This is a genomic window from Planctomycetota bacterium (assembly GCA_039819165.1).
Taxonomy (GTDB): Bacteria; Planctomycetota; Phycisphaerae; order Phycisphaerales; family UBA1924; genus JAHCJI01.
The window spans coordinates 1,652,970-1,675,404 of sequence record JBCBSM010000001.1; the positions used below are offsets into that span (position 1 = coordinate 1,652,970).

Consider the following 22,435-nt stretch of genomic DNA (forward strand, 5'->3'; position numbering starts at 1 on the left):
ATGATCGACATCCTGATGATCACCTACAACCGAGCCCCGTACACGCGGCTGTCGCTCTCGCGTCTCCTCGAGACCTGCGATGAGTCGGTCCGCGTCTGGATCTGGCAGAACGGCAGCGATCCCGAGACGCTCGAGGTTGTCTCGGGGTTCCGCGACCACCCGCGTGTCTTTCGCTTCCGCCATAGCGAGGAGAACCGCAAGCTTCGTGACCCCACCAACTGGCTCCTCTCGGAATCGGACGGCGAGTTCGTGTCCAAGGTGGACGACGATTGCCTGGTTCCCGTGAACTGGCTCGAGGTGCTCCGCAAGGCCCACGAAGACGAGCCAAGACTCGGAGCGATCGGTTGCTGGAGGTTCATGCCGGAGGACTTCCGCCCCGAGCTTGCCCAGAAGAAGATCAGGGAGTTTCGCGGCACGCACAAGATCCTGGTGCACCCATGGGTGGAGGGAAGCGGTTTTCTGCTGAAGCGTGATTGCGTGCGAAGGATCGGTCTTCTACGCGAGAAGGAATCGGGGATCACCGGCTACCTCACGCGCGTCGCCCTCGCGGGCTGGACGAACGGGTGGTACTACCCATTCCTCTGGCAGGAACACATGGACGACCCGCGGGCACCGCACACCCTCATCCGGACCGATGACGACCTGCAGAAGTTCCTGCCCCTGTCTGCCCGGAACTTTGGTGCAACCACGGTGCAGGCCTGGGATGCCCGGTTGCGCCGGTCGGCCGAAGAGCTTCAGAGGCTGCCATCAAGTCCCCGATACTACGCCCCGTGGCGGGCAGCTCTGCGACGTCGCGTGCGACGCGTCCTCCCTTCATCCAACAGGACGAAATAGCGACACGATGAAGCTTCCCGTGCTCACAATTGACCAAGTGTGCTCCATGCAGCTCTGCACGGGATGCGGAGCGTGCGCGGCGGTGGAGCCCGAGCGTTTCCGCATGGGCGACGCGGTCGAGTTCGGGCGCAGGCCCTTCCTGGTCGAGGGAGCGGCCGAGGAAACCGGCGACGCGCTGCGCGTGTGCCCGGGGGCCAGCCTGCAACACTCGTTCGGCGCGGGCGACGCCGAGCTCGTCCACGAGCTGACCGACGCGTGGGGCCCGGTGTACGAGGTGTGGGAGGGCTTCGCCAGTGATGCCGAGATCCGACACGCGGGCTCCAGCGGCGGCGCGGCCACGGCCCTGGCGCTCTACGCGATCGAGCGGGGGGGAATGGGCGGCGTGCTGCACACCGCGACACGCAGGGACAAGGCTTATCTGAACGAGACGGTGTACAGCACGGAAAGAACTTCGCTCCTGGAACACACCGGTTCGCGGTACGCGCCGGCCAGCCCGTGCGACTCGCTGCACCGCATCGAGGATGCCGAGAAGCCAAGCGTCTTCATAGGCAAGCCGTGCGACGCCGCGGCGGTCCAGCGCGCACGCAGCCTCCGTCCGATGCTCGATCAGAATCTGGGCCTGGTCATAGCCTTCTTCTGCGCCGGAGCGCCCTCCACGAGGGGCACGCTCGAACTGCTCAAGAACGTAGGCGTGGACGATCCCGAGACGGTCACGTCTCTACGGTATAGGGGCAAGGGCTGGCCGGGAATGTGGACCGTGACGTGGACCGACAGCGAGGGCAGGGAGTGCACCGAGCAGCGGACCTACGCCGAGAGCTGGGACTTCCTGCAGCGATACCGGCAATGGCGCTGCTACATCTGCCCCGACCACACGGGCGAGTTTGCCGACGTGGCCGTAGGCGACCCCTGGTACCGCCCGGTGCAGCCCGGCGAACCGGGCAAGTCTCTCATCATTGCCAGGACCAGCCGCGGCCGCGACATCGTGCACGCGGCTGCCGCGGCCGGCTACATCACGCTGGAGACCAACGATCCGACGCTGCTGCCCCGATCGCAGCCCAACCTTCTGAAGACGCGAGGCGGCCTGTGGGCGCGGCTGCTGGTGCTGCGAGCCATGGGGGCGGCCGTGCCCCGCTACCGCGGCTTCGAGTTGTTTCGATATTGGTGGAGCGAGTTGAGCGGCCTCTCGAAGTTGAGATCCTTCACCGGCACCGCGAAGCGCGTGATTCGCAAGCACCTACGGCATCCTATTGAGATCACCGAGGATCGCGACTCCGGAACACCATGACCAGTATGTTGGCCAGCATCGCGTCCGACCCGACAACACCGCAACGCGCGTGGCAGGATACCACGTTCGTCCATCCGATGGCCCTGGTCGTGCTGGGCATTCTCTCGCTGTGGATGTTTCTAGCCCCGCGCCGCACGGCAATCGTGCCATTCATTATCCTCATCTGCTTCATACCGTCCGCGCAACGCATCGCCGTGCTTGGCGCCGACTTTACCCTGCTTCGTCTCATGGCGCTCGTCGGCTTGGCACGCGTCTTGTGCCGCAGCGAATTGCTCGCGATGCGTTTCAATCGCATCGATGGCGTGTACGCCACGTGGGTCGTTGCCGCGTCCGTCGTGTACGTGCTCCAGCAGGCCCAAGCGAGCGCCGTGGTCTACGTGCTCGGCCAATCGGTGGACACGCTGGGCGCCTACTTCGTCGCCCGTGTCATGATCCAGAACATGGACGATTTCCGGGCGTTCGCCAGGGGCGTCGCGCTCATCGCCATTCCCGTTTGTGTGCTCTTCGCGTTCGAGCTCTCGACGCAGCGCAACCTCTTTGCCTATTTCGGTGGCGTCCGGGAGATCACGTGGATCCGCGACGGCAGGCTCCGATGCCAGGGTGCATTCTCCCATCCCATCCTGGCGGGGGTCTTCTGGGCGGCCATCGGCGCGCTCACGCTGGGTGGTGCGTTGGCGCGGCAGGCCAAGCCGATGGATCGCTGGATCTTCGCCGCGGGCACCTTGTCGGCGGTCTTCATCATCGTGGCTTCGGCCTCCAGCACGCCCGTGCTCGGATTTGCCGCGGGCGTGTTCTTCTGGCTCTGGTGGCCCGCTCGCGGGCTGATGCGGTACGCCTTCATCGCAACGCCGTTCGTGCTTGCCGGGCTGCACATGGTCATGCAGGCCCCGGTGTGGCATCTCATCAGCCGCGTCTCGGCAGTCGGCGGATCAACCGGCTGGCATCGCTACCACCTGATCGACAGAGCAATCCACCGCTTCCCCGAGTGGATGCTGCTCGGCACTCCTTCCACGGGGCATTGGGGATGGGGCCTGTTTGACGTCACGAATCAGTACATACTCGAGGGCGTGCGCGGCGGCATGTGGCGGCTCGGGCTCTTCATCGCGCTGATCTACCTGGTCGGACGCTCCATCGCCAATGCTCAGGCCAGGGCGCGCAACAAGGCGGATCGGATGCTCCTGTGGGGCATTGGCGCCTCCGTTTTCGTGCACTGCGTTTGCTTCATCGGCGTCAGCTACTTCGGCCAGATCCAATATCTCTGGTACATAACGCTGGCCATTGGAGCCAGCATGGCCGATCCGGCATTCTTTGGCAAGCCCAAGAACCCACCGGTTCGCTCGCCACGGCCTGCACCAAGAGCTCCGCAACCCGATGTCGCGCCATGAATCCACTGTGCTCCATCCTTATCATCAGCTACAACACCCGCGAGATGACGCTTGCGTGCGTGCGATCGGTGTTCGAGCAGGCGGAGACCGACGCATTCGAGGTGATCGTGCTCGACAACGCGTCGAATGACGGCTCGGACGAGGCGCTCGCCGACGAGTTCGGTGATCGCATCCGGCTGATCGAGTCGAGCGAGAATGTCGGATTTGCTGGTGGGAATAACGAGGCGGCCAGGCACGCCCGCGGCGAATACCTGCTCCTGCTCAACCCCGACACGGTGGTGCTCGACCACGCCATCGATCGGCTCCTCGACTTCGCCAACGCGCATCCGGACGCACGCATCTGGGGTTGCCGCACGGTGTATGCGGATGGTTCGCTGAATCCGGGATCGTGCTGGGGCCGGCAGACTCTGTGGAGCTTGCTGTCCCGCGTCGTCGGGCTCACCACATTGTTCCCGCGATCACGGGTGCTCAACCCCGAAGCCATCGGCGGGTGGGACCGGCGAGATACGCGTAGCGTCGATATCGTCACCGGGTGCTGCTTGCTCATCAAGGCGGAGTTCTGGAATGCGCTCGGCGGCTTCAATCTGGACTACTTCATGTACGGCGAGGAGGCCGACCTGTGCTATCGGGCGCGCAGGCTCGGGGCCAATCCCATGATCACGCCCACTGCCCAGATCGTGCACCACGGAGGCGCATCCGAAACCGTGCGGGCGGACAAGCTCAAGCGACTGCTCGCCGCAAAGGCCCTGCTGATCCGCCACCACTTTCGCCCCGCGCACCGATCCCTGGGACTCGTGCTGCTCGCCTGCTGGCCGCTATCACGCTGGCTTGCCCACCGCGTGGCCGCGTTCGCGCGGCCGTCATCGAAGCTCTCCGCACAGGTGTGGCGCACCGTCTGGGTTTCGCGAAGAACATGGATACGGGGCGCGTTCGAGCGTGCCTAGCGCGAGCCGAGTACACGAGCCATGGCGCTGATCCCACGGATTGTCCTCTACCACGACGTCTGCTCGGACCCCGGTGATGCGGTCCGGGGCCTCGGCGTCAGCACGCCCGTGGAGCTGTTCCGGGAACACATCGAGTGGTTCTGCGAGCACTACACGCCTATTTCGCTTGCCCAGCTCCGCTCCGGCGAACTCGATCTCATTGCAACCAGGAAACGCCCACCGCTCCTGATTACCTTCGATGACTGCTATCGGAGCGTCCCGCGTGTTGCCGGGCCGATCCTGAAGAAGCTCGGAGTTCCGGCATTGTTCTTCGTGAATAGCGCCCCAATCGTAGATCGGCGTCCGCTGCTCGATAACTTGCTGTGCTTGATCGCGGCATGCCGAGGCCTGCGGACGGCGTCATCGTTCGTGGCGCCGGATTCCGCGCCCGCCGAGACCATCGGCGAATTAGTCGGGGCAAGGGTGTCGGGCCTCTCCTACGGATCTCGGCAGTCGCTGATCGATCGATTGGTGGGTGCCGCCGCGATCGCCGAAGCACGGGCCATCATGGACTCGGACGTCTATTGCGACCTCCAAGACCTCGCCGCGTGCAAGGATTACGGGATCGATCTTGGCAACCACACGCACAGCCACCCCCACATGCGATGTCTCGATGCCGCGGACTTCGACCTCGAAATAGGGACGCCGGGAAAACTGGTGCATACGGAGCTATCGGGATACGCCGACGCGTTCAGCGTCCCGTATGGCTCCCGCGAGGACGCCACGCCCGCCATCCTTGATTCCCTGGATAGGCAGGGCGTACGCGATGTCTTCCTCGTGCATTCGGTGCGCAATCGCGCCGCGCCCACGGCGGGTGCGTGGTACCGCACGAGCCTGGTCCGTGATCCCGTCTCAAGCCTGAGGAAGCGGATCGAGTGGCTTCCCAGGATTCGGCAGTGCCGCGATGCCATCCGAAAGGGCGCGCACCGATGACGACCCAACCGGTCCAGACGGTGGTGCTGCTCACGCGCGATGGTCTCGAGCACCGTTACGTGGCCGCGAAGCTGCGTGAGGTGTGCCCGGAGCTGGTCATCATCCTCGAGTCCGGCGGGCCGTCTCGGCGCTGGCATCGATTCGCCAAGCTGCCCCTTCGTGTCCAGGTGTCTCGGCTATGCCGCAAGTGCCTGCTGAAGCTTCTTCGGGATGCTCCGCGGCGAGAGGCCGTCCTGCGGTCCCGGCTGGGTTCCGATTGCTCGGACAGCCTTGCGGATGTCGCGGCCTCGTCCGTCCAGTCGTGGCGGGGGCAGCCCGCGACTACCGCGGTCCAGCGGCTCGGCCCCGACCTGCTCCTGGTGTACGGAACCTCGATCGTCCCCGATGTTGTCCTGGGGCACGCCCGGGTGATTGCACTGAACATGCACACCGGCGTGTCGCCTCGGTACCGGGGTGCGGATTGTGCATTCTGGCCCCTGGCGAACAGGGAGCCCCAGTGGCTCGGCGCGAGCGTTCACCAGTGCACCTCGAGGCTCGATGGCGGCCGCTTATTCGAGACCTCTCGCGCCAATCTGGAGCGGGTCTCGTGCGTCCACTCGGCCTTTGCCGAGTGCGTGATAGCCGGATCGCAGATCTACGCGCAGGTCGTCGGGCAACTCGTGGCTGGAGAGCAGGTGTCCTCGATCGAGCAGGATCTCGCAACCGGCAGGGAGTACAGATCCTTCATGCGGGGCCTGAGTGCCGAAGTCAGAGCGCGGATCTTTGTTCGGTCGCTGCGCACCGGGCGGCGTGCAGCGAGATGAAGGCGTCCGAGCAGTGCAGGTACGGGCAGCGTGGTGCCCGTGGCCTCCGAGAATATCCCTGAGCGCCCGCGCGCCCGGAGCACACCACTCCGGATAGAGAACCATGGCGTCGACCGAATTCGCGTGCGTCGCGGTCCGACCGATCTCAACTCCTGGTTTGTGCCGACCAATTCCGAACGTCGGTGCGGCTGGTCCGACCTCGTGGCTCGGGAGCTTTCGTGGCTGGTCCCGGCCACTTCACGCATCCTCATCTGCAAAGAACGCTTCAAGCCTGGAGCCACATGTTTGGTATCTGTCCTCGGTCTAGTCGCCCCGGAGCGGGATCGATGATCGTCCGGTCCGATGATCCTGCGAACCGCGGCGGCGACCGATAGAAGCTCAGCGGACGCCCGGGGCTCTCGGTCTATGCTCCGGCGGGGCGGAGCGGGAGAGTTTTGGGAGACTCGGGGCGCGACCGCGGCTGCAGAGAGCGACTCCGTGACCGGCGATGCCTCCCCCCAAGCCATGCCTCCCGCTCCCGTCGCGCCGGCGGCCGTTGATCGCTTCGGCCCGTCGCTGTCCGCCACCGATCGCAAGGCCGATCTGAATCGCCGTGCCGCCCGAGGCGGCGTGGTCACGCTCTCGGGCCAGGCGCTGCGGCTGATCGTCCAGATCGGTTCGACGATGGTGCTCGCGCGGCTGCTCACCCCGGGCGACTTCGGCTTGGTCGCGATGGGGCTGACGGCCACGAGCTTCGCGATGGTCTTCAAGGACGCAGGCCTGAGCATCGCGACCATCCAGCGGGCCGAGGTCTCCCACGAACAGATCTCGAACCTCTTCTGGGCCAACGTGGTGATCTCGGCGGCGCTTATGCTGGTGGTGGCGGCGCTCTCGCCGCTCGTGGCGATGTTCTACCAGCAACCCGCCCTCATCGGCGTGACCACCGGGCTGTCCCTCGTGTTCGTGTTCGGCGGTCTGGCCGTGCAGCACAAGGCCATATTGACCCGGCAGATGCGCTTCGGTGCGCTCACGGGCGTGGTGATCGGCTCGCAGGCGGGCGGGGTTGCCGTCGCGATCGCCATGGCGATCGCCGGCTTTGGCTACTGGTCGCTGGTCGGCCTGGCGGTGGGACAGGCCGCCGTCGAGTGCGTGCTGGTCTGGCTGCTGTGCGATTGGAAGCCCGGCCGCCCGCAGCGGGGCGTGGGCACCAAGTCGATGATCCACTTCGGTAGCTTCCTGACGGCCTTCAACGTGCTGAATTATGCAACTCGGAACGCCGACAACGTGATGCTGGGCGCCATCTGGGGCGCCTCGCAGTTGGGGATCTACAGCAAGGCCTACGCGCTGCTGCTGCTGCCGCTGCGGCAGATCAACGCGCCGATCGCGTCGGTTTCCGTACCGGCGCTCAGCCGGCTGCAGGACGAGCCCGAGGCGTTCCGGCAGTTCTACCAGCGTATGGTCCGGCTCATCTCGTACGCCACGATGCCGCTCGTCGTCGTGCTCGCGGTGCTGGCCGAGGAGATCACCGGCGTCGTGCTCGGGCCGGGCTGGGAGGAGAGCGCGGTGGTGTTCCGCGTGCTGGCGTTCTTCGGCGTGGTGCAGTCCGTGTCGGTCACGACGGGCTGGGTGCTTACGTCCCTGGGCAATTCTCGCCGCATGTTCGAGTGGAACGTCATTGGCACGCCGACGATCGTCATCGCGTTCGCGCTCGGCCTGCCGTACGGGGCGTACGGCGTGGCGCTGGCCGCCACGATCGCCGCGCTGGTGCTGTCGGTGCCGCAGATCTTCTACGCGTTCCGGGGCACGCCGGCGTCGATGGCCGATATCGTGCGGGCCTCGGGCCCGCCGCTGATCCTGGCGATGGCGATCTTCGGCACCGGCGAGACGGCCCGGCGGCTGGCGGCGCCGCACGTCGCGGAGATTGCCGCGTCGATCGCCTCTTCGACGCAGGCCATCACCTTGCCCGTCGGGATCCTCCGCCACGGACTCTCCTCGATCATCGTCGGCGTGGTGGCGGCGGGCCTCATGGGCCTGTGGTTCGCGCTGCTGCCCTCGGCGCGGGAGGAGGTCGGCATGGCCGTCCGCATGCTCCGCAAGCGAAAGAGCCCCGCCGGAGGAGATGTCCCGTGATCGCCGCCGCCCTGCGCTCGGCCCGCCGGATGCTGCTGCCCTCGGAGCTGCGGCGGCAGATGGCCATCCGCCGCATGCGGCGGGAGCACGGCGTGCACTTCTCGGGCGTCGACGGTCCAGTCGTGATCCGCCGCACGACGTTCGCCCGGCATTGCCGCTTGGCGACGCCGGTGCACCTGCAGGGGTGCACGCTGGGCCAGTACTCGTATGTCGAGCCGTACTGCCGGATCACCGACACCGACATCGGCGCCTTCGTCTCGATCGCGCCGTTCGGCATCATCGGCCCGCCGTCGCACCCCATCGATCGTGTTTCGACGCACCCGGCGTTCTACCTCGCCAACGATCGACTGGCGTACGACTTCGTCGAAACGCCCAGCGACCCGTCGGCCGGCGAGCGCACGCGGATCGGCAGCGACGTGTGGATCGGCGCCCACGTGGTCGCCCGCCGCGGCGTCACCATCGGCCACGGCGCCATCATCGGGGCGGGGGCGGTCGTCGTCCGCGACGTACCGCCGTACGCCATCGCGGGCGGGGTGCCGGCACGGGTCATCCGACTGCGGTTCGACGAGCGGACGATCGAGCGGCTGCTGGAACTGGAATGGTGGAACAAGGAGCCGGCGTGGCTGCGGGAGCACGCGTCGGAGTTCGTGCGCGGACCATCGGCGTTGTTCGACGCCCTCGGAGCCGGCACGGGGGACTAGCGCACCGTGGTGCAGGGGGACGAACCTTGGGCCAGATGTACTACCGAAGCGTCGCCGACATGAACGAGGTCATCCTCCGCGGGCTGCCGCGCATACCCCAGGAGATCGACCTCGTCGTCGGCATCCCGCGGAGCGGCCTGCTGGCGGCCAACATGGTGTCGCTCTACATGAATCGCCCGCTGACCGACCTCAAGGGGCTGGAGGAGGGCCGGTTGCTCGGCAAGGGCAAGCGCCGCATCCCGGGCTACGACGACATCGCCATCGAGAACGCCAAGCGCATCTTGGTCGTGGACGACTGCGTCAGCCAGGGCACCGAGATGAACCGGGCCCGCGAGTACATCCGCGGGCTGGGCCTGGCCGACAAGGCGATCTTCCTGACGGTGTTCAGCTTCCCCGAGCACCCCGAGGCCGCCGACATCGTGCTGCAGGAGATCCCAAGGCCCATGTGCTTCCAGTGGTCCTTCCTGCACACGCGCGAGCTGGCGGCGTTCGCGTTGGATATCGACGGGCTCATCTGCCGGGACGCGACAAAGGAAGAGGACGACGACGGCGAGCGATACCTGCGATTCCTCGAGCACGCCGACCCTCTGCTGCTGCCCACCATGCCCGTCGGCTGGCTGGTAACCAGCCGGCTGGAAAAGTACCGCCCCCAGACCGAGGCGTGGATGCGGCGGCACAACGTCGAGTACGACAAGCTCATCATGCTCGACGTGCCCACCAAGGCCGATCGCGAGCGGCCCGGATTCCACGCGCAGTACAAGGCCGACGCCTACAAGGCCATCGACGCCAAGCTGTTCGTCGAGAGCTCGGCGGGCCTCGCCGACGAGATCGCCCGCCTATCGGGCAAGCCGGCGATGTGCCTGACGAGCAATCGCGTCATTGGCTCGCCCGAGATGGAGAGACGCGAGGCGGCAATGCTCCGCCGGCGACACCTGATCCGGCGGATGAGATCGCGAATCAAGCGGACCGTGCTCGGCCGCGGACGGCGCTAGGCCGGCTACCCCCAACCGGATGCACGCAGGCAGTATGGACGCCAGGATCGAGCAATATTCGGCGTTGGCACACGCGTTCGTCGCGTCGCACCAGGCCGGTCCCGGCTGGGCCCGGCGGGCGCGGCGGGCGCGGCGGGCGCGGCGGGCGTGGATCGAACGCGTGAGCAATGATCCGAGGCCGGCATGCGATCGGACTGGCCGGTGACCTCCATCCGGCCGATGCCCAGCCAGCCCCCCATGATCTCCATCATGATCGCCAGCTCCAGCTCGAAGAAGATGGCGACCGCGTGCCTGCGGTCGACCTTCGAGCAAACCGCGTTGACGCCGCCCGACTCCATCGTCCTCGCCAGCCCGTTGTGCCGGCGGCGGGTGTCGCCGTGGGCCTTGGCCTCCATCGCCGCGTGGCCCCTGTCGAGGCTGATCGCGATCACGCTCACGAGGCCGCTCGGCCGCGGCGGTGAGGCGCCGCCCGTGTGGCGAGAGGTCTGGGCGGTGCGGCGAGACTGGCTCCGCGGATACGCCGCGGCGGCGCCGAGCACCGGAGCACCATCGTGAGCGGCCCTCCCACGCCGGCAGGGCCACGCGTGCTCGCGATCGCCTCGGGCGGCGGGCACTGGGTGCAGCTGCTGCGGCTGCGGCCGGCGTGGGAGGGCTGCCGCGTGACGTACGTGAGCGTCCGCCCGGGCTACGCCGACGACGTGCCGGGTGAGCGATTCAGGACCATCAACGACGCCACGCGGTGGGACAAGCTGGGCCTGGTGCAGATGGCCATCCGCCTCGCCTGGATCATGCTGCGCGTGCGGCCGCACGCCGTGGTCTCGACCGGCGCGGCTCCGGGCTATTTCGCCATCCGCCTGGGCAGGCTGCTCGGCGCCCGCACGATCTGGATCGACAGCATCGCCAACGTCGAGGAGATGTCGATGACCGGGCAGCTCGTCCGCCGGCACGCAACGCTCTGGCTGACGCAGTGGCCGCACCTGGCGAGCGCGGACGGCCCGGCGCACGAGGGATCGGTGCTGTGATCTTCGTGACGGTGGGCGCACAGATGGCCTTCGACCGCCTGGTGGAGGCCGTCGATGAGTGGGCGGGCGCGACCGGCCGCGGGGACGTCTTCGCCCAGATCGGCCCGACCGACCTGGAGCCCCGGCACGTGCCCTTCGAGCGTTTCCTCGAGCCGCCGGCGTTCCGGGCCAAGGCCGAGGCCGCCACGGTGATCGTCGCCCACGCGGGCATGGGCTCGATCCTGACGGCGCTGACCATGGGCACGCCGATCCTGGTCATGCCGAGGCGGGGCGATCTCCGCGAGACCCGCAACGACCACCAGGTCGCGACCGCGAGGCGGCTGGGCGAGATGGGCCGCGTCGCCGTCGCGATGGACGAGGCCGAGCTCCGCCGGCGGCTGGACGCCATCGACGAGCTGGCCGACGGCGGCCGCATCGGAGCCCACGCCGAGGACGCGCTGCTCCGGGCCATCCGAGCCGAGATTCTCGGGCGAACCTGAGCCCCCCGGCGATCGTCTGACGCGGGCGTTCCATACCGTTTCAAGACGGGTCGCGGAGGGGCCGACCGGGGTGTTGGGCTCGCCCCGTGGGCCGACGCTCGGGGCACGCCAACGGGAGAAAAGCCGAACATGGGCAGCAGCACACTTTCGGAATCGGCGGCCGGCGAGCTGCACGAGCGGATCCGCAGCAACGCGGCGCTGGTGGGCGTTATCGGCCTGGGCTACGTCGGACTGCCGCTGGCGTCAAGCTTGCACCAGGGCGGCCTGCCCGTGCTGGGCTTCGATGTCGATCCCGAGAAGATCGACGCGCTCGGCCGCGGCGAGAACTACCTCCGCCACCTCGGCGACCAGATGACCGCCGACCTCGCCGCCAGCGAGCGGTTCGCGGCCACCGCCGACTTCGCCCGGCTCGGCGAGGCCGACGCCGTCATCGTGTGCCTCCCCACGCCGCTGGGCCAGCACCACGAGCCCGACCTCAGCTACGTCGTGCAGGCGGGCGAGCAGATCGGCCGCACGCTGCGGGCGGGGCAGCTCATCCTGCTCGAGTCCACGACCTATCCCGGCACCACGCGGGGCGAGTTCCTCGAGGCGATCCAGAAGACCGCCGCCGATCGCGGCGTCGATCTCGTGTGCGGGCGGGACTACTTCGTGGCCTACTCCCCCGAGCGGGAGGACCCGGGCCGCACCAGCCACACGACGAGCACCATCCCCAAGCTGGTCGGCGGGCTGGACGAGGGCTCGACCGACCTGGCGATGGCGCTGTACGCCAAGGGCATCGAGAACCTGCACCGGGTCGACAGCGCCGAGATCGCCGAGGCCGCCAAGCTGCTCGAGAACATCTTCCGGGCGGTCAACATCGCGATGGTCAACGAGATGAAGCTCATCCTCACCAAGATGGGCATCGACGTGTGGAAGGTCATCGAGGCGGCCAGCACCAAGCCCTTCGGGTTCATGCCCTTCTTCCCCGGCCCGGGGCTGGGCGGCCACTGCATCCCGATCGATCCGTTCTACCTGACGTGGAAGGCCCGCGAGTTCGGCCACGTCACGCGGTTCATCGAGCTGGCGGGCGAGATCAACCACGCCATGCCGGCCTACGTCGTCGATCGCACCGCCACCGCCCTCAACCAGAAGGGCAAGCCGCTGCACGGCTCCAAGGTGCTGGTGCTGGGGCTGAGCTACAAGCCCGACGTCGACGACACACGTGAGAGCCCGTCCTTCGAGGTCATCGAGCTGCTCCGCGAGCGGGGCGCCACGGTCGACTACAGCGATCCGCACGTGCCGAGGACCGTGCCCGTCCGCAAGCACGACCTGCAGATGGAGTCGGTCGAGCTGACGCCGGGCGCGATCGCCTCGTACGATGCGGTGCTCGTCGTCACGAACCACGCCGCCTTCAACTATGCCGCCATCGCCGAGCACGCCGCACTCGTGGTCGATTCCCGCAACGCGATGGCCGACCACGAGGCCGCCCTGGGCGACCGGCTGGTGAAGGCCTAGCCCCGCACGCATGGACCGGTCGGCACCCGACCGCAGCAGCCCCATGAGCCAGACGGCCCCGGCACGCACGCTCGATGCAGCCCCCGCGGTCGATCGCGGCGACACCTCGCCCGCGGTCCGCACCTTCGACGGCGTTCTCTGCTTCGGCGGCGTCGACTGGTGGTACCACAACCGGGGCCACTACGACCTGCAGATGATGCGGGAGCTGAGCGCCTCGATGCCCGTGGTGTACGTCAACTCCATCGGCATGCGGGTGCCCAGGCCGGGCAAGGGCGGCATGTTCGCCAGGCGGGTGGCCCGCAAGCTGAAGAGCTTCAGCCGCGGGCTGGTCCGCGTCCGCGAGCGGTTCTGGGTGCTCAGCCCGGTGGTCGCGCCCGCGGGCCTCGGGGCGGGAGCGAACGCCGCCGCGCTGACGCTGCAGGTCCGCCGCGCCGCCCGCCGTGCGGGCATCGAGCGGCCGCTGGTCTGGGTCGCCTGCCCGCCCGCGGAGCCCGTGGTCGATCGGCTCGAGCCCGCCGGCGTGGTCTACCAGCGGACCGATCGCTTCGAGGAGTTCCGCGGCGTCGACCGGGCCCGCATCGCGGCGTTCGACGTGGCCCTCAAGGACCGCGCGGACGCCACGCTGTTCTGCTCGTCGTGGCTGATGGAACAGGAACGCGACCAGCCGCGGGCCGCCGTGTTCGTCGATCACGGCGTGGACGCCGATCGCTTCGAGGACGCCGGCAGCAGCGGCGACGGCCCCGCCGACACCGCCGCGCTGCCCCGGCCGCTGGTGGGCTTCGTGGGCGGCATCGACGCCCACACCTTCGATCCCGAGCTGTTCGTCGAAACGGCCCGTGCGCTGCCCGACGCGACGTTCATGCTGGTCGGCGCATGCTCGCTGCCCGAGGGCTGGTGCCCGCTGGACAACGTCCACCTGCTGGGCCAGCGGCCCTACGACGAGGTCGCCGGCTACATGGCGGCGGCCGACGCGCTCATCATGCCCTGGAACCAGAGCGAGTGGATCCGGGCGTGCAATCCGGTGAAGCTCAAGGAATACCTCGCCGTCGGCCGCCCGATCGTGAGCACGCCCTTCCCCGAGCTGGCCCGCTACGGGGAGCTGGTCCGGGTGGCGTCGACGCCCACCGAGTTCGCCGCGCAGATCCGGCGGGCGCTCGACGAGCCGCACGACGCGGCGCCGGGCCGCGACCTGGTGCGGGAACAGACGTGGACCGCCAAGGCCGACGCGGTGCTCGACGCCCTGGAGCTCCGCGGCCTGCAGCCGGAGGCGGCGCGATGACCGCCATCGGCACGGCACCCGCCGAGCACGATCGTCCAGCGGAACCGCGTCGCGGCCGCACCGTGGCGTGGCTGGCCGCGTTGCTGCCGCTGGCGGTGCTGGCGGCGCTGCCGGCGTGGCACAACATCGCGGGCCTGGCGACGCGGAGCGCCGAGTACTCGCACATGCTGCTGGTCCCGCCGCTGGCGGTCTTTCTGCTGTGGCAGCGTCGCAGCCGGCTGGCGGCCGCACCAGTTCGTGCGTCGATGCTCGGCGTCGCGATGGCGGCGCTGGGCGTGGCGATGGACTTCGCGGGCTTCGCGTCGCAGATCGATCTGCTCAGCCACCTGGGCATGGTGATGCTGCTGGTGGCCCCCGTGGTCGCGGTGCTGGGCTGGCGATGGCCCCTGGCGGCGCTGCCGGCCTTTGGCGTGCTGCTCTTCCTGATCCCCGTGCCCGGGCGGCTCCGCCAGCAGATCGCCCTGCCGCTGCAGGACGCCTCGGCCGGCATCACCCGCGTGCTGCTGGACATCTTCGGCGTGCCCGTGACGCAGGCGGGCAACGTGCTCCAGATCAACGGCGTGGACGTCGCCGTCGCCGAGGCGTGCAACGGCATGCGGATGGTGCTGGCGCTGGCGCTGGTGGCCTACGCCTTCGTCTTCACCGTCAACCTCAGGCCCTGGGCCAAGATCGCCGTGCTGGCCGCCAGCCCGCTCATCGCGGTGGTCGTCAACGTCGTCCGCCTCGTGCCCACGACGCTGTTCTACGGCTATGCGGACCGCGACGTCGCCGACGCCGCCCACGACATCAGCGGCTGGCTGGTGCTGGGCGTGGCGCTGGGCATCCTGTGGACGCTGCTCGCGTTGGCCCGGTGGCTCGAGCTGCCCATCGAGAATCGCGCATCGCATTCCACCGAACCTCGGAGCCCCGCCACGCGATAGGCACAGCACCATGCCGCGATCCGCCGCCCTCCATCTCGCCCCGCTGCTCACCGCCCTCGTGCTGGCGGGGATGGCCGCGTATTCGCTGGCGTCGATCGATGCGGGCGGCAGCTCGGAGGCCTACTTCGCCCGCGTGCGGACCGCCATCGACGATCTGCCGACCCGCATCGGGGGGTACATCGGCGAGGATCGACCCGCGCTGCCGGCGGCCGTCGAGATGCTCCGCCCCAACCGGCTGCTGCAGCGCGAGTACGTCGACCCGCTCTCGGGGCGGTCCTTCTCCGTGCTGATCGTCCACTGCGGCGACGTCCGCGACATGATGGGCCACTACCCCCCCATCTGCTACCCCAGCAACGGCTGGTCGGTGGACGAGGCGGAGGTCGGGGGCATCGCCCGCCCGGGCAACGCGGGTCCGATACCGGTGACCACCTACCGCGTCAGCCGGGATGCCGGCCGCGGCGGCACCCGGGCGGCGAAGACGGTCACCAACACCTTCGTGGTGCCCCGCCGCGACGATCCGCTGGGCCCCGACGACGCCACGCTCGATCGCGTCACGCGGACGCGGTGGAGTTCGGGGCTCGGGGCGGCCCAGATCCAGGTGATCACCGATGCAACGATGACCGAGGAAGAACGCGGGGAGATCGAGCGGCTGGTCGCCGCCGAGCTTGGTGGGGTGATCGCGGCGATCGCCTCGGTGGATCGCTCCGCGGGAGGGCGAGATCGGTGAGCCGGGATCGCGCCAGCCTGGACGTGTGGGACGACGACGACGCGTCGCCGGGTGGCTCGCATGCGCCCAACCCGCTGCTGCTGGTGCACCGGGCGCTCCGGGGCCGCTACGTGCTCGCGGGCGTCATCGGGCTGTGCCTGGCGGTCCCGGGCGCGCTCGCCGGGTACCGGGCGAAGGCGCCGGTCTACACGAGCACCGGGGTGGTTACCATCGACCCCAACCAGCCGGTGATCGTCAGCGCCAGCGAGGAGAACTCGACGATCCCCGCGTTCGACTCCTTCCTGAACTCGCAGTCCCGCATCATCCAGAGCCCGCGGATCCTGCAGAACGCCGCCGACGAGCTGGCCACGCAGGGCAAGTGGCCCGCGGGGCTGGAGGGCCGCGGCGCGCTGCAGTCGGCTCTGCAGGTGTCGGTGCCCCGCGGCAGCCGCGACATCGTGGTCAGCATCACCGACACGAATCCCACGCGGGCCCGCAACGCCGCCCAGGCGGTGCTGGCGACCTACATGGACATCGTGGTCAGCCAGCTGAACTCCGAAACCGAGCGGACCAACGCCTTCCGCGAGGAGCTGATGGCCGGCTACGAGGCCCAGCGCAACCGGCTGCTCGGCGAGGCGCAGCAGGCGATCGCCGAACGGGGCATCGCGGATCTCGACCAGCGGCGACGCTTCGTCCAGGAGCAGATCGAGAATCTCGACCGCGAGATCCAGGCGTTGCAGACCCAGCTTCCGCCCGAGGCCGCCGAGGGCGACGCCGCGGTGGACGACGGCCAGATCGATGATCCATCGGAGGACGTCGAGGCCGGCTCCGGGGTCACACCCGGCGACCAGCCGGTCGATTCGTCAATCCCGCAGCTCACCGTCGAGGACTACGCCCGCATCGACTCCCAACTCGCCGAATTGCTCGCCGAGCGGCGCAGCTCCGAGCGGCAGATCGAGCTGCTCTCCTCCCGCGTGGGGCCTTCGCACCGCGACCTGCTGATGGCCCGCGACGAATTCGATGCCGTCCAGGACCGCATCGACGCCCGCATCGAGATGCTGGGCGAGATCGGAATCGATCTGGCGACGGGCGTCGCGGGCGGTGGTGCGACGCTCGATCCCACCGAGCGACTCGCCGCCCTGCAGCAACAGCGCAACGCGCAGAGGGAGTCGGCCCGCGATCTCGGAACGCTCGCAATCAACGTCGAGAAGCTCCGCCAGCAGGCCGCCTTCGCCGACCAGCAGTACAACTCCGCCAAGGCGCTCGCCGAGACGGCCCGCATCCGGCAGGATGCCCGCATCCCGGGCCGCATCTTCATTTCGCAAGACGCCGCCCAGCCGCTGGGGCCCTCGAGGGACCGCCGCAAGCCGCTGGCGGCCCTGGGCGCCGCCGGCGGCATAGGGCTCTCGTTTGCGGCCTTCGCGGGCCTGGGCTTCCTGCGCCCCCGCTACCGCTATGTGGCCGACCTCGAGGACGAATCCCGCGCGCCGCCCGTGCTGGGCCTGGTGCCCATGGTCGAGGACGGCCGCATCGACCACGACGAGGCCGCACAGGCCGGCGTGCACCAGATCCGCAGCCTGCTGGAGTCCGACGACGCCGGGCCCCGCGGCCGGGTGGTGGTCATCACCAGCGCCACGGCCGCGGAGGGCAAGAGCACCCTGGCGGCCGCGATCGCGTCGTCGATGTCCCGCGCCGGCCGCCGGACGCTGCTGCTCGACGCCGACCTCGTGGGCCGAGGGCTCACGTCCAGGCTCGATGCCTCGGGCCTCGCGGGCCTGAGCGATCGGGTTTCCAACCCGAACGCCAATGGCGAGGTGCACGAGGTGCAGGGCCGCGAGAACCTCTTCCTCATGCCCGCGGGCTGCGTCGACGGATTCTGCGCCGAGCGGCTGTCGGGCAAGATCATGCAGGGCATCATCGAATCGCTCCGCGGACAATTCGAGACCATCGTGGTGGATACCGGGCCGATACTCGGCAGCCTCGAGGCCAACGCCGTGGTGCCCACGTGCGACCAGGTGGTGCTCGTGATCAGCCGGGGCCAGGACATCCGCCTGGTCAAGGCGGCGATCGATCGGCTCCGCCGCTTCGGCGCGAAGCACGTCGGCCTGGTATTCAATCGCGCGGCCCGGGTAGACATCGAGCGCAGCACGAGCGTCGCCTCGCTCAGCATCCGCTCGCGGATGGCGTCGCGGCAGGCGCAGGCGCCCTCGCTCTCCGCGGGGGCCTAACGCCGGGCGCGCGAGAATCGCCCGCAAAGAGACCGCCAGCAGCCACGGAGGTGCCCGGACATGCACAGGCGAACCAGGCGTCGGCTCATCGTCTTGGCCGTCATCGCCGCCGCGGGCGGCGCCGTGGGGGCCGGCGGCTACGTCGCGCTCAACATGCAGCGGGCCCGCATCGCCGAGCGATCGCTCGCCGACGGCATGGCGGCCTACCGGGACAAGGACTACACCAACGCCGTCCGCCAGCTGGGCACCCACTACCGCTACGACAAGCAGAACGTCGAGGCATTGCTGGCCTTCGCCGACGCCCGCCGCCGCGTGCCCGCCCCGAACGGCGCCCACCTGACGACGGCCGTCGCCATCGCCCAGCGGGCGCTGGTGCTCGACCCCGGCAACGCCGAGGCGCGGCGGACGCTGCTCGAGCTCTACGCCGAGATGGGCTTCAACAGCGAGTTGGTCGAGGTCGCCGGCGAGATGCTCGCAGAAGATCCGGCGGATGAGCAGGCCGCCCGGCTGCGGATCGCCGCGCTGCTATCCATGGGCCGCGACGCGCCCGCCCTCGATGCCGCCCGCCAGCTCCGCGACGCCCGGGGCGGCGACATCGATGGGCACGAGAGCGTCATCATCGTCATGAACCAGACCGGCGCCTCCACCGGCGAGCTGCGCACCTACCTCCAGCAAGAGGTCGCCCCCGAGCACGCCGGCACCGCGGGCTTCGCGGTGCTCGCCGCGGGCATCGAGAGCGACGGTGGTTCGCCGGGCAATGCCGGAGCCATCCTGCGGGAAGCCGCCGAGAGCCAACCCGAGTCGGGCGCCGCGGCCGCCACGCTGCTCGACGCCATCGAGCACATCGCCGCCATCCGCCGTGACTTCGAGCTGTACCAGTTCTCGGAGGAGCGGCTGTCGGCCTGGCTCGAGGATCCCGAGCTCGCGGGGGGGCTCTACGAGACGGCCGCGGGCCGTGCGTGGCGGCGGGGCGACGCCAGCGCCGCCCACGAGCTGGTGATGGTGGCGCAGGCCAACGGCAACCCAACACCCGGCGTGCTGGGCTGGGGCGCGCTGGCGGCGATCGACCTGCAGCTGGATGCCTCCGCCGTGCGCGAGCTTCTGGGCAACGCCGACACGCCGGAGGCCGCCTACTGGCGGCGGCTCGTCGATGCCTATGCCCTCGCGACCGACGGCCCCGAAGCCCGGAGCCTGCTGCCCGAGGGGGCCGAGCTGGTCAACGCCCGCGGCTCCGGTTCGGCGGCGATGTTCCACATCGCGCAGCTCGACGCCGCCGCGGGCCGCATGGCCCGGGCGATCGCACGGCTCGAGGTGCTCCAGACCCAGCCGGGCTGGCGACGGGCGCGTCTCGTGCTGGCACGGGCCTACCTCGCCCAGCAGCAGCCCGGCCGCGCACTGTCGCTCTTCTCGCTGGACCCCGAACTCCTCGGGCTGGCGGGGGCCGACGCGATCTTCGGCGATGCTCTCGCGAGCGCGGTCGAGGCCTCGCCCGACCCGTCGCAGTTCGACCCCTCGCTGCTCGAGCAGGAGCTGCAGCAGGCGCCCGACAGCGCCGTCGTGCTGGCGGCCTCCGCCCGCGTCGCCCTGGCCCAGGGCGAGATCGCGCGCGGCACCGATCTGATCGCCCGATTGCTCGAGGCCGACCCCCGCGGCGCGGCCGTGTCCATCGTCCGCCTCGCGCAGCCGCTGCGGACCATCGACGGGTCGCTGGCCGACCGGCTCATCGAGCACGTGGCCGGCAACGCCGACTCCCCGCAGGACGTGCAGGCGGCGGCCTTCGACTACGTGCTCCGAGGCCGGGCCGCCGACGCCCGCGCACTCATCGATCGCGTGGCCGCCCTGGGGCTCGAGGCCGACCCCATCGAGTGGGCGCTGGTGCGCCTCCGCATCGCGGATCTCGCGGGCACGCCCGAGGACCTGGCCCGCATTGCGGCGCTCTCCGAGCGGCACGCCGGCAGCCCCCGGGTCCAGCTCGCGGTGCTGGAGGGCGCCAACACCTGGACCGACCCGGCGCTGATCGCCGAGGCGATCCGGCGGCTCGAGGACGCGGACGGGCCGGCGCAGACCGAGGCGCTCGTGTTCAGCGCAAGGCTGCAGCTCGACCAGGACGACTCGCCCGAGGCCGCCGAAGCGGTCGCCGGTCTGCTCGCCCCGTACACGGGCACCCCAGCCGGCAAGCGGGACACCAACGCGATGCTCCTGGCCGCCGAGGCCTTCGAGCGGATGGGCGAGCCCGCCCGCGCCGTGGAAGCGCTGGCCTTCGCGGCCGATGGCGACGATCCCGCCCGGGCGCTGCCCGTGCTGATCGAGCGGCTGCAGGCGCGGGGCGCGCGCGAGGAAGCCGGACGCCGGCTGCAGCAGTTCCTGGCCCTCGGAGCGCTCGCCGAGCCCTCGCGGCGGGCGCTCATCGGCCTGCTGGGCCGCCAGGGCATGGTCGACGAGGCCCGGGCGCTCGCGGCCGAGCTGGCGAGCAGCGGACAGACCCGCGACATCCTCGCGGCGGGGATCGTGACGCGGCCGGCGTCGGGCGGCGCGCCGCTCTCGGGCGCCGAGGAGGCCGCCGTCGCCGCCGCCGCCACGCCCGGCGAGACGCTGCTGGCGGCGCGGCTGCTGGCGCGCGTCGAACGCCAGGAGGACTGCCTGCGGCTTGTGGCAACGCTGCCCGAACAGTCCGAGGCCGGCCAGCGGGCCTTGATCGCCGCCGACTTCCTCGAACGATTCGGCCGCACCGACGAGGCGATCCAGACCCTCGTGGCGCACGCCCGCAGCGATGGCGGCGTCGAGGCCTGGGTGCGGGCGGGCCTCCTCCTGGTGGGCAACGGCCGGCAGGACGAGGCTCGCACGATGCTGTCCGAGGCCCGCACGGCGCTGCCCGACGAGGCCTCGATCGGCGAACTGCTCGCCGCGCTCGAACCGGCGACCACGCCGACGCGGCGGCTCTCGCTCTTCACCGCCGCCGCCGGCCGACAGGACGCCGCCGCCCGGGGCATCGGCGAGCTGGGCGCCATCTGCGAGCGCTACAACGCCAACGAAATCGACCTGGCCGGATTCGCCGACGCCCTCGCGTCCCTGACGAATCGACGCGGGGACGTCTACCTGGCGTGGCGGCTCTTGGTGCAGGCCCGGCTCGAACTCGAGCAATTCCAGGCGGCCGCGGGCGCCGCCCGCCGCGCGGCGGCGGCGCTGCCCGGCGATCCGAGGCCCGCGGGGCAGGCGGCCCTGCTCTTCTACCAGATCGGCTCCCCGGACGACGCGGTCACGATGGCCCGCCAGTGGAAGGAGCGGGCCAGCGGCGACGCCGACCAGCTCCAGGCCGACATCATCATCGCGGGAAGCAGGCTCACGGCCGGGCAACCCGCCGAGGCGATCGCCCTGCTCGGCCCGCGTCGCGCGACGCTCGAAGCCAGGCCCGACGTCTACACGAGGGGCCTGCTCGTGCTCGCCGAGGCGCACGCGTCCGTCGGAGACATCGCCGTCACCGACGCCATCATGCGGCCGCTCGCCGAGGGCGAACCGTGGTGGGCCAACCGGCTCGTCTCGATGGCGCCGCTCGCGCTGCCCGCATCGGCCGCCACCCCGGTCGACGCCGACCGCGCTGGGGTCGCGCTGGGCTGGCTCCGCGACTTCGGCCCGGCCGTGGCCGAGGACGCCGCGGGAGCGCTCGTGCTCGCGTCGGCGTGGCTGCAATTCGTCGGCCGCGCCGCGGGTGACGAGCCCGAGGACCGGATCGGGTCGCTGCTGTCCGAGGTCCGCGGGACGAGCCGCGAGTCGTGGCAGCTCAACACGCTGGTTGCCCAGCTGCGAACGGACCAGGGCCGCTACGAAGAAGCCCTGGAGCGATACGAAGCGGCCCTGGGCCTGGCCGACCCGCCACCGCCCGTGCTGCTCAACAACATCGCCGACCTGCTGAGCGCTCATCTGGGCCAGCACGAGCGGGCCATCGGCTTCGCCCGCCGGGCCGTCGAGGCCATCGGCGACCAGTCCGGGCTGCGCCAGCCGCTCTACGACACGCTCGGGGAAGCTTTTTTGCGGAGCGGCCAGGCCGACCGGGCGCTCGAGACCTTCGAGACTGCGCTGGCCTTCGACTCGGGGGCCCCGGGCCTGCGATTGGGCCGCGCACGAGCGCTCGCCGCCCTGGGTCGAAACGCCGAAGCCGAGGCCGAATTGCGACCGCTCTTGGGCCGCTCGGACTTGTCCGCGGACGAGCAATCCGCCGCGGGGCGACTCGCCGACGAACTCGGCATGCGCTAGCCGGGCGGCACGCGGGCGGACGGAAACGACA

The 22,435-nt window shown here is 69.9% G+C and carries 18 protein-coding genes; 17 read left to right on the top strand and 1 reads right to left on the bottom strand.

Annotated features, from left to right (window positions below):
- From AAFX79_07140 to AAFX79_07180, 9 genes are all read left to right on the top strand, one after another.
- Complete coding sequence (locus AAFX79_07140; protein MEO1008324.1) at positions 1 to 834, top strand: glycosyltransferase family A protein; 834 nt, start codon at positions 1 to 3, stop codon at positions 832 to 834.
- A 103-nt stretch (positions 835 to 937) separates the two neighbouring features.
- Entirely contained in the window at positions 938 to 2,119 is a 1,182-nt protein-coding gene (locus tag AAFX79_07145; protein ID MEO1008325.1) for a Coenzyme F420 hydrogenase/dehydrogenase, beta subunit C-terminal domain, read from the top strand.
- Positions 2,120 to 2,124: 5 nt separating this feature from the next.
- Positions 2,125 to 3,504: a hypothetical protein gene (locus AAFX79_07150; protein ID MEO1008326.1), complete on the top strand. Its 1,380-nt coding sequence runs from the start codon at positions 2,125 to 2,127 to the stop codon at positions 3,502 to 3,504.
- The gene (locus AAFX79_07155; GenBank protein MEO1008327.1) at positions 3,501 to 4,448 is read left to right on the top strand and encodes a glycosyltransferase family 2 protein; all 948 of its coding nucleotides are present in this window, start codon (positions 3,501 to 3,503) and stop codon (positions 4,446 to 4,448) included. The genes AAFX79_07150 and AAFX79_07155 overlap by 4 nt, the downstream gene beginning before the upstream one ends.
- A gap of 21 nt (positions 4,449 to 4,469) precedes the next feature.
- Positions 4,470 to 5,420, top strand: a complete 951-nt coding sequence (locus tag AAFX79_07160; GenBank protein MEO1008328.1) for a polysaccharide deacetylase family protein — start codon at positions 4,470 to 4,472, stop codon at positions 5,418 to 5,420.
- Positions 5,417 to 6,223: a formyltransferase family protein gene (locus tag AAFX79_07165; GenBank protein MEO1008329.1), complete on the top strand. Its 807-nt coding sequence runs from the start codon at positions 5,417 to 5,419 to the stop codon at positions 6,221 to 6,223. The genes AAFX79_07160 and AAFX79_07165 overlap by 4 nt, the downstream gene beginning before the upstream one ends.
- Positions 6,224 to 6,727: 504 nt before the next feature.
- A complete protein-coding gene (locus AAFX79_07170) occupies positions 6,728 to 8,332 on the top strand; it encodes a lipopolysaccharide biosynthesis protein (protein MEO1008330.1) in 1,605 nt (534 codons plus the stop codon).
- The gene (locus AAFX79_07175; protein MEO1008331.1) at positions 8,329 to 9,033 is read left to right on the top strand and encodes a CatB-related O-acetyltransferase; all 705 of its coding nucleotides are present in this window, start codon (positions 8,329 to 8,331) and stop codon (positions 9,031 to 9,033) included. Before AAFX79_07170 ends, AAFX79_07175 begins: the two co-directional genes overlap by 4 nt.
- A 35-nt stretch (positions 9,034 to 9,068) precedes the next feature.
- Positions 9,069 to 10,025: a phosphoribosyltransferase family protein gene (locus AAFX79_07180; GenBank protein MEO1008332.1), complete on the top strand. Its 957-nt coding sequence runs from the start codon at positions 9,069 to 9,071 to the stop codon at positions 10,023 to 10,025.
- 5 nt (positions 10,026 to 10,030) lie between these two features.
- On the opposite strand, the gene AAFX79_07185 is transcribed toward AAFX79_07180, so the two are convergent.
- Positions 10,031 to 10,462, bottom strand: a complete 432-nt coding sequence (locus AAFX79_07185) for a hypothetical protein (protein MEO1008333.1) — start codon at positions 10,460 to 10,462, stop codon at positions 10,031 to 10,033.
- 114 nt (positions 10,463 to 10,576) lie between these two features.
- Between AAFX79_07185 and AAFX79_07190 the strand changes: the two genes are divergently transcribed.
- The 8 genes from AAFX79_07190 (at position 10,577) to AAFX79_07225 (ending at position 22,404) form a co-directional block, all read left to right on the top strand.
- Positions 10,577 to 11,047 carry a UDP-N-acetylglucosamine--LPS N-acetylglucosamine transferase gene (locus AAFX79_07190; GenBank protein ID MEO1008334.1) on the top strand — a complete coding sequence of 157 codons (471 nt, stop codon included), beginning with the start codon at positions 10,577 to 10,579 and terminating at the stop codon, positions 11,045 to 11,047.
- Positions 11,044 to 11,526 carry a glycosyltransferase gene (locus AAFX79_07195; protein ID MEO1008335.1) on the top strand — a complete coding sequence of 161 codons (483 nt, stop codon included), beginning with the start codon at positions 11,044 to 11,046 and terminating at the stop codon, positions 11,524 to 11,526. The genes AAFX79_07190 and AAFX79_07195 overlap by 4 nt, the downstream gene beginning before the upstream one ends.
- 129 nt (positions 11,527 to 11,655) lie before the next feature.
- Positions 11,656 to 13,020, top strand: a complete 1,365-nt coding sequence (locus AAFX79_07200) for a nucleotide sugar dehydrogenase (GenBank protein ID MEO1008336.1) — start codon at positions 11,656 to 11,658, stop codon at positions 13,018 to 13,020.
- A gap of 10 nt (positions 13,021 to 13,030) precedes the next feature.
- The gene (locus AAFX79_07205) at positions 13,031 to 14,299 is read left to right on the top strand and encodes a glycosyltransferase (protein ID MEO1008337.1); all 1,269 of its coding nucleotides are present in this window, start codon (positions 13,031 to 13,033) and stop codon (positions 14,297 to 14,299) included.
- Positions 14,296 to 15,219 (top strand): exosortase/archaeosortase family protein, encoded by a 924-nt coding sequence (locus tag AAFX79_07210; GenBank protein ID MEO1008338.1) that lies wholly within the window; start codon positions 14,296 to 14,298, stop codon positions 15,217 to 15,219. Before AAFX79_07205 ends, AAFX79_07210 begins: the two co-directional genes overlap by 4 nt.
- 10 nt (positions 15,220 to 15,229) lie before the next feature.
- Complete coding sequence (locus AAFX79_07215) at positions 15,230 to 15,946, top strand: exosortase-associated EpsI family protein (GenBank protein MEO1008339.1); 717 nt, start codon at positions 15,230 to 15,232, stop codon at positions 15,944 to 15,946.
- A complete protein-coding gene (locus AAFX79_07220; GenBank protein ID MEO1008340.1) occupies positions 15,943 to 18,153 on the top strand; it encodes a hypothetical protein in 2,211 nt (736 codons plus the stop codon). The genes AAFX79_07215 and AAFX79_07220 overlap by 4 nt, the downstream gene beginning before the upstream one ends.
- 60 nt (positions 18,154 to 18,213) lie before the next feature.
- Positions 18,214 to 22,404 (top strand): tetratricopeptide repeat protein, encoded by a 4,191-nt coding sequence (locus AAFX79_07225; protein MEO1008341.1) that lies wholly within the window; start codon positions 18,214 to 18,216, stop codon positions 22,402 to 22,404.
- The last annotated feature ends 31 nt before the right edge of the window (positions 22,405 to 22,435 follow it).

Excerpts from the sequence above, each read along its gene's own strand:
- AAFX79_07140 (MEO1008324.1), top strand. The coding sequence starts at position 1 with ATGATCGACATCCTGATGATCACCTACAACCGAGCCCCGTACACGCGG.
- AAFX79_07145 (MEO1008325.1), top strand. The coding sequence starts at position 938 with ATGGGCGACGCGGTCGAGTTCGGGCGCAGGCCCTTCCTGGTCGAGGGA.
- AAFX79_07150 (MEO1008326.1), top strand. The coding sequence starts at position 2,125 with ATGTTGGCCAGCATCGCGTCCGACCCGACAACACCGCAACGCGCGTGG.
- AAFX79_07155 (MEO1008327.1), top strand. The coding sequence starts at position 3,501 with ATGAATCCACTGTGCTCCATCCTTATCATCAGCTACAACACCCGCGAG.
- AAFX79_07160 (MEO1008328.1), top strand. The coding sequence starts at position 4,470 with ATGGCGCTGATCCCACGGATTGTCCTCTACCACGACGTCTGCTCGGAC.
- AAFX79_07165 (MEO1008329.1), top strand. The coding sequence starts at position 5,417 with ATGACGACCCAACCGGTCCAGACGGTGGTGCTGCTCACGCGCGATGGT.
- AAFX79_07170 (MEO1008330.1), top strand. The coding sequence starts at position 6,728 with ATGCCTCCCGCTCCCGTCGCGCCGGCGGCCGTTGATCGCTTCGGCCCG.
- AAFX79_07180 (MEO1008332.1), top strand. The coding sequence starts at position 9,069 with ATGTACTACCGAAGCGTCGCCGACATGAACGAGGTCATCCTCCGCGGG.
- AAFX79_07200 (MEO1008336.1), top strand. The coding sequence starts at position 11,656 with ATGGGCAGCAGCACACTTTCGGAATCGGCGGCCGGCGAGCTGCACGAG.
- AAFX79_07205 (MEO1008337.1), top strand. The coding sequence starts at position 13,031 with ATGGACCGGTCGGCACCCGACCGCAGCAGCCCCATGAGCCAGACGGCC.
- AAFX79_07210 (MEO1008338.1), top strand. The coding sequence starts at position 14,296 with ATGACCGCCATCGGCACGGCACCCGCCGAGCACGATCGTCCAGCGGAA.
- AAFX79_07215 (MEO1008339.1), top strand. The coding sequence starts at position 15,230 with ATGCCGCGATCCGCCGCCCTCCATCTCGCCCCGCTGCTCACCGCCCTC.
- AAFX79_07225 (MEO1008341.1), top strand. The coding sequence starts at position 18,214 with ATGCACAGGCGAACCAGGCGTCGGCTCATCGTCTTGGCCGTCATCGCC.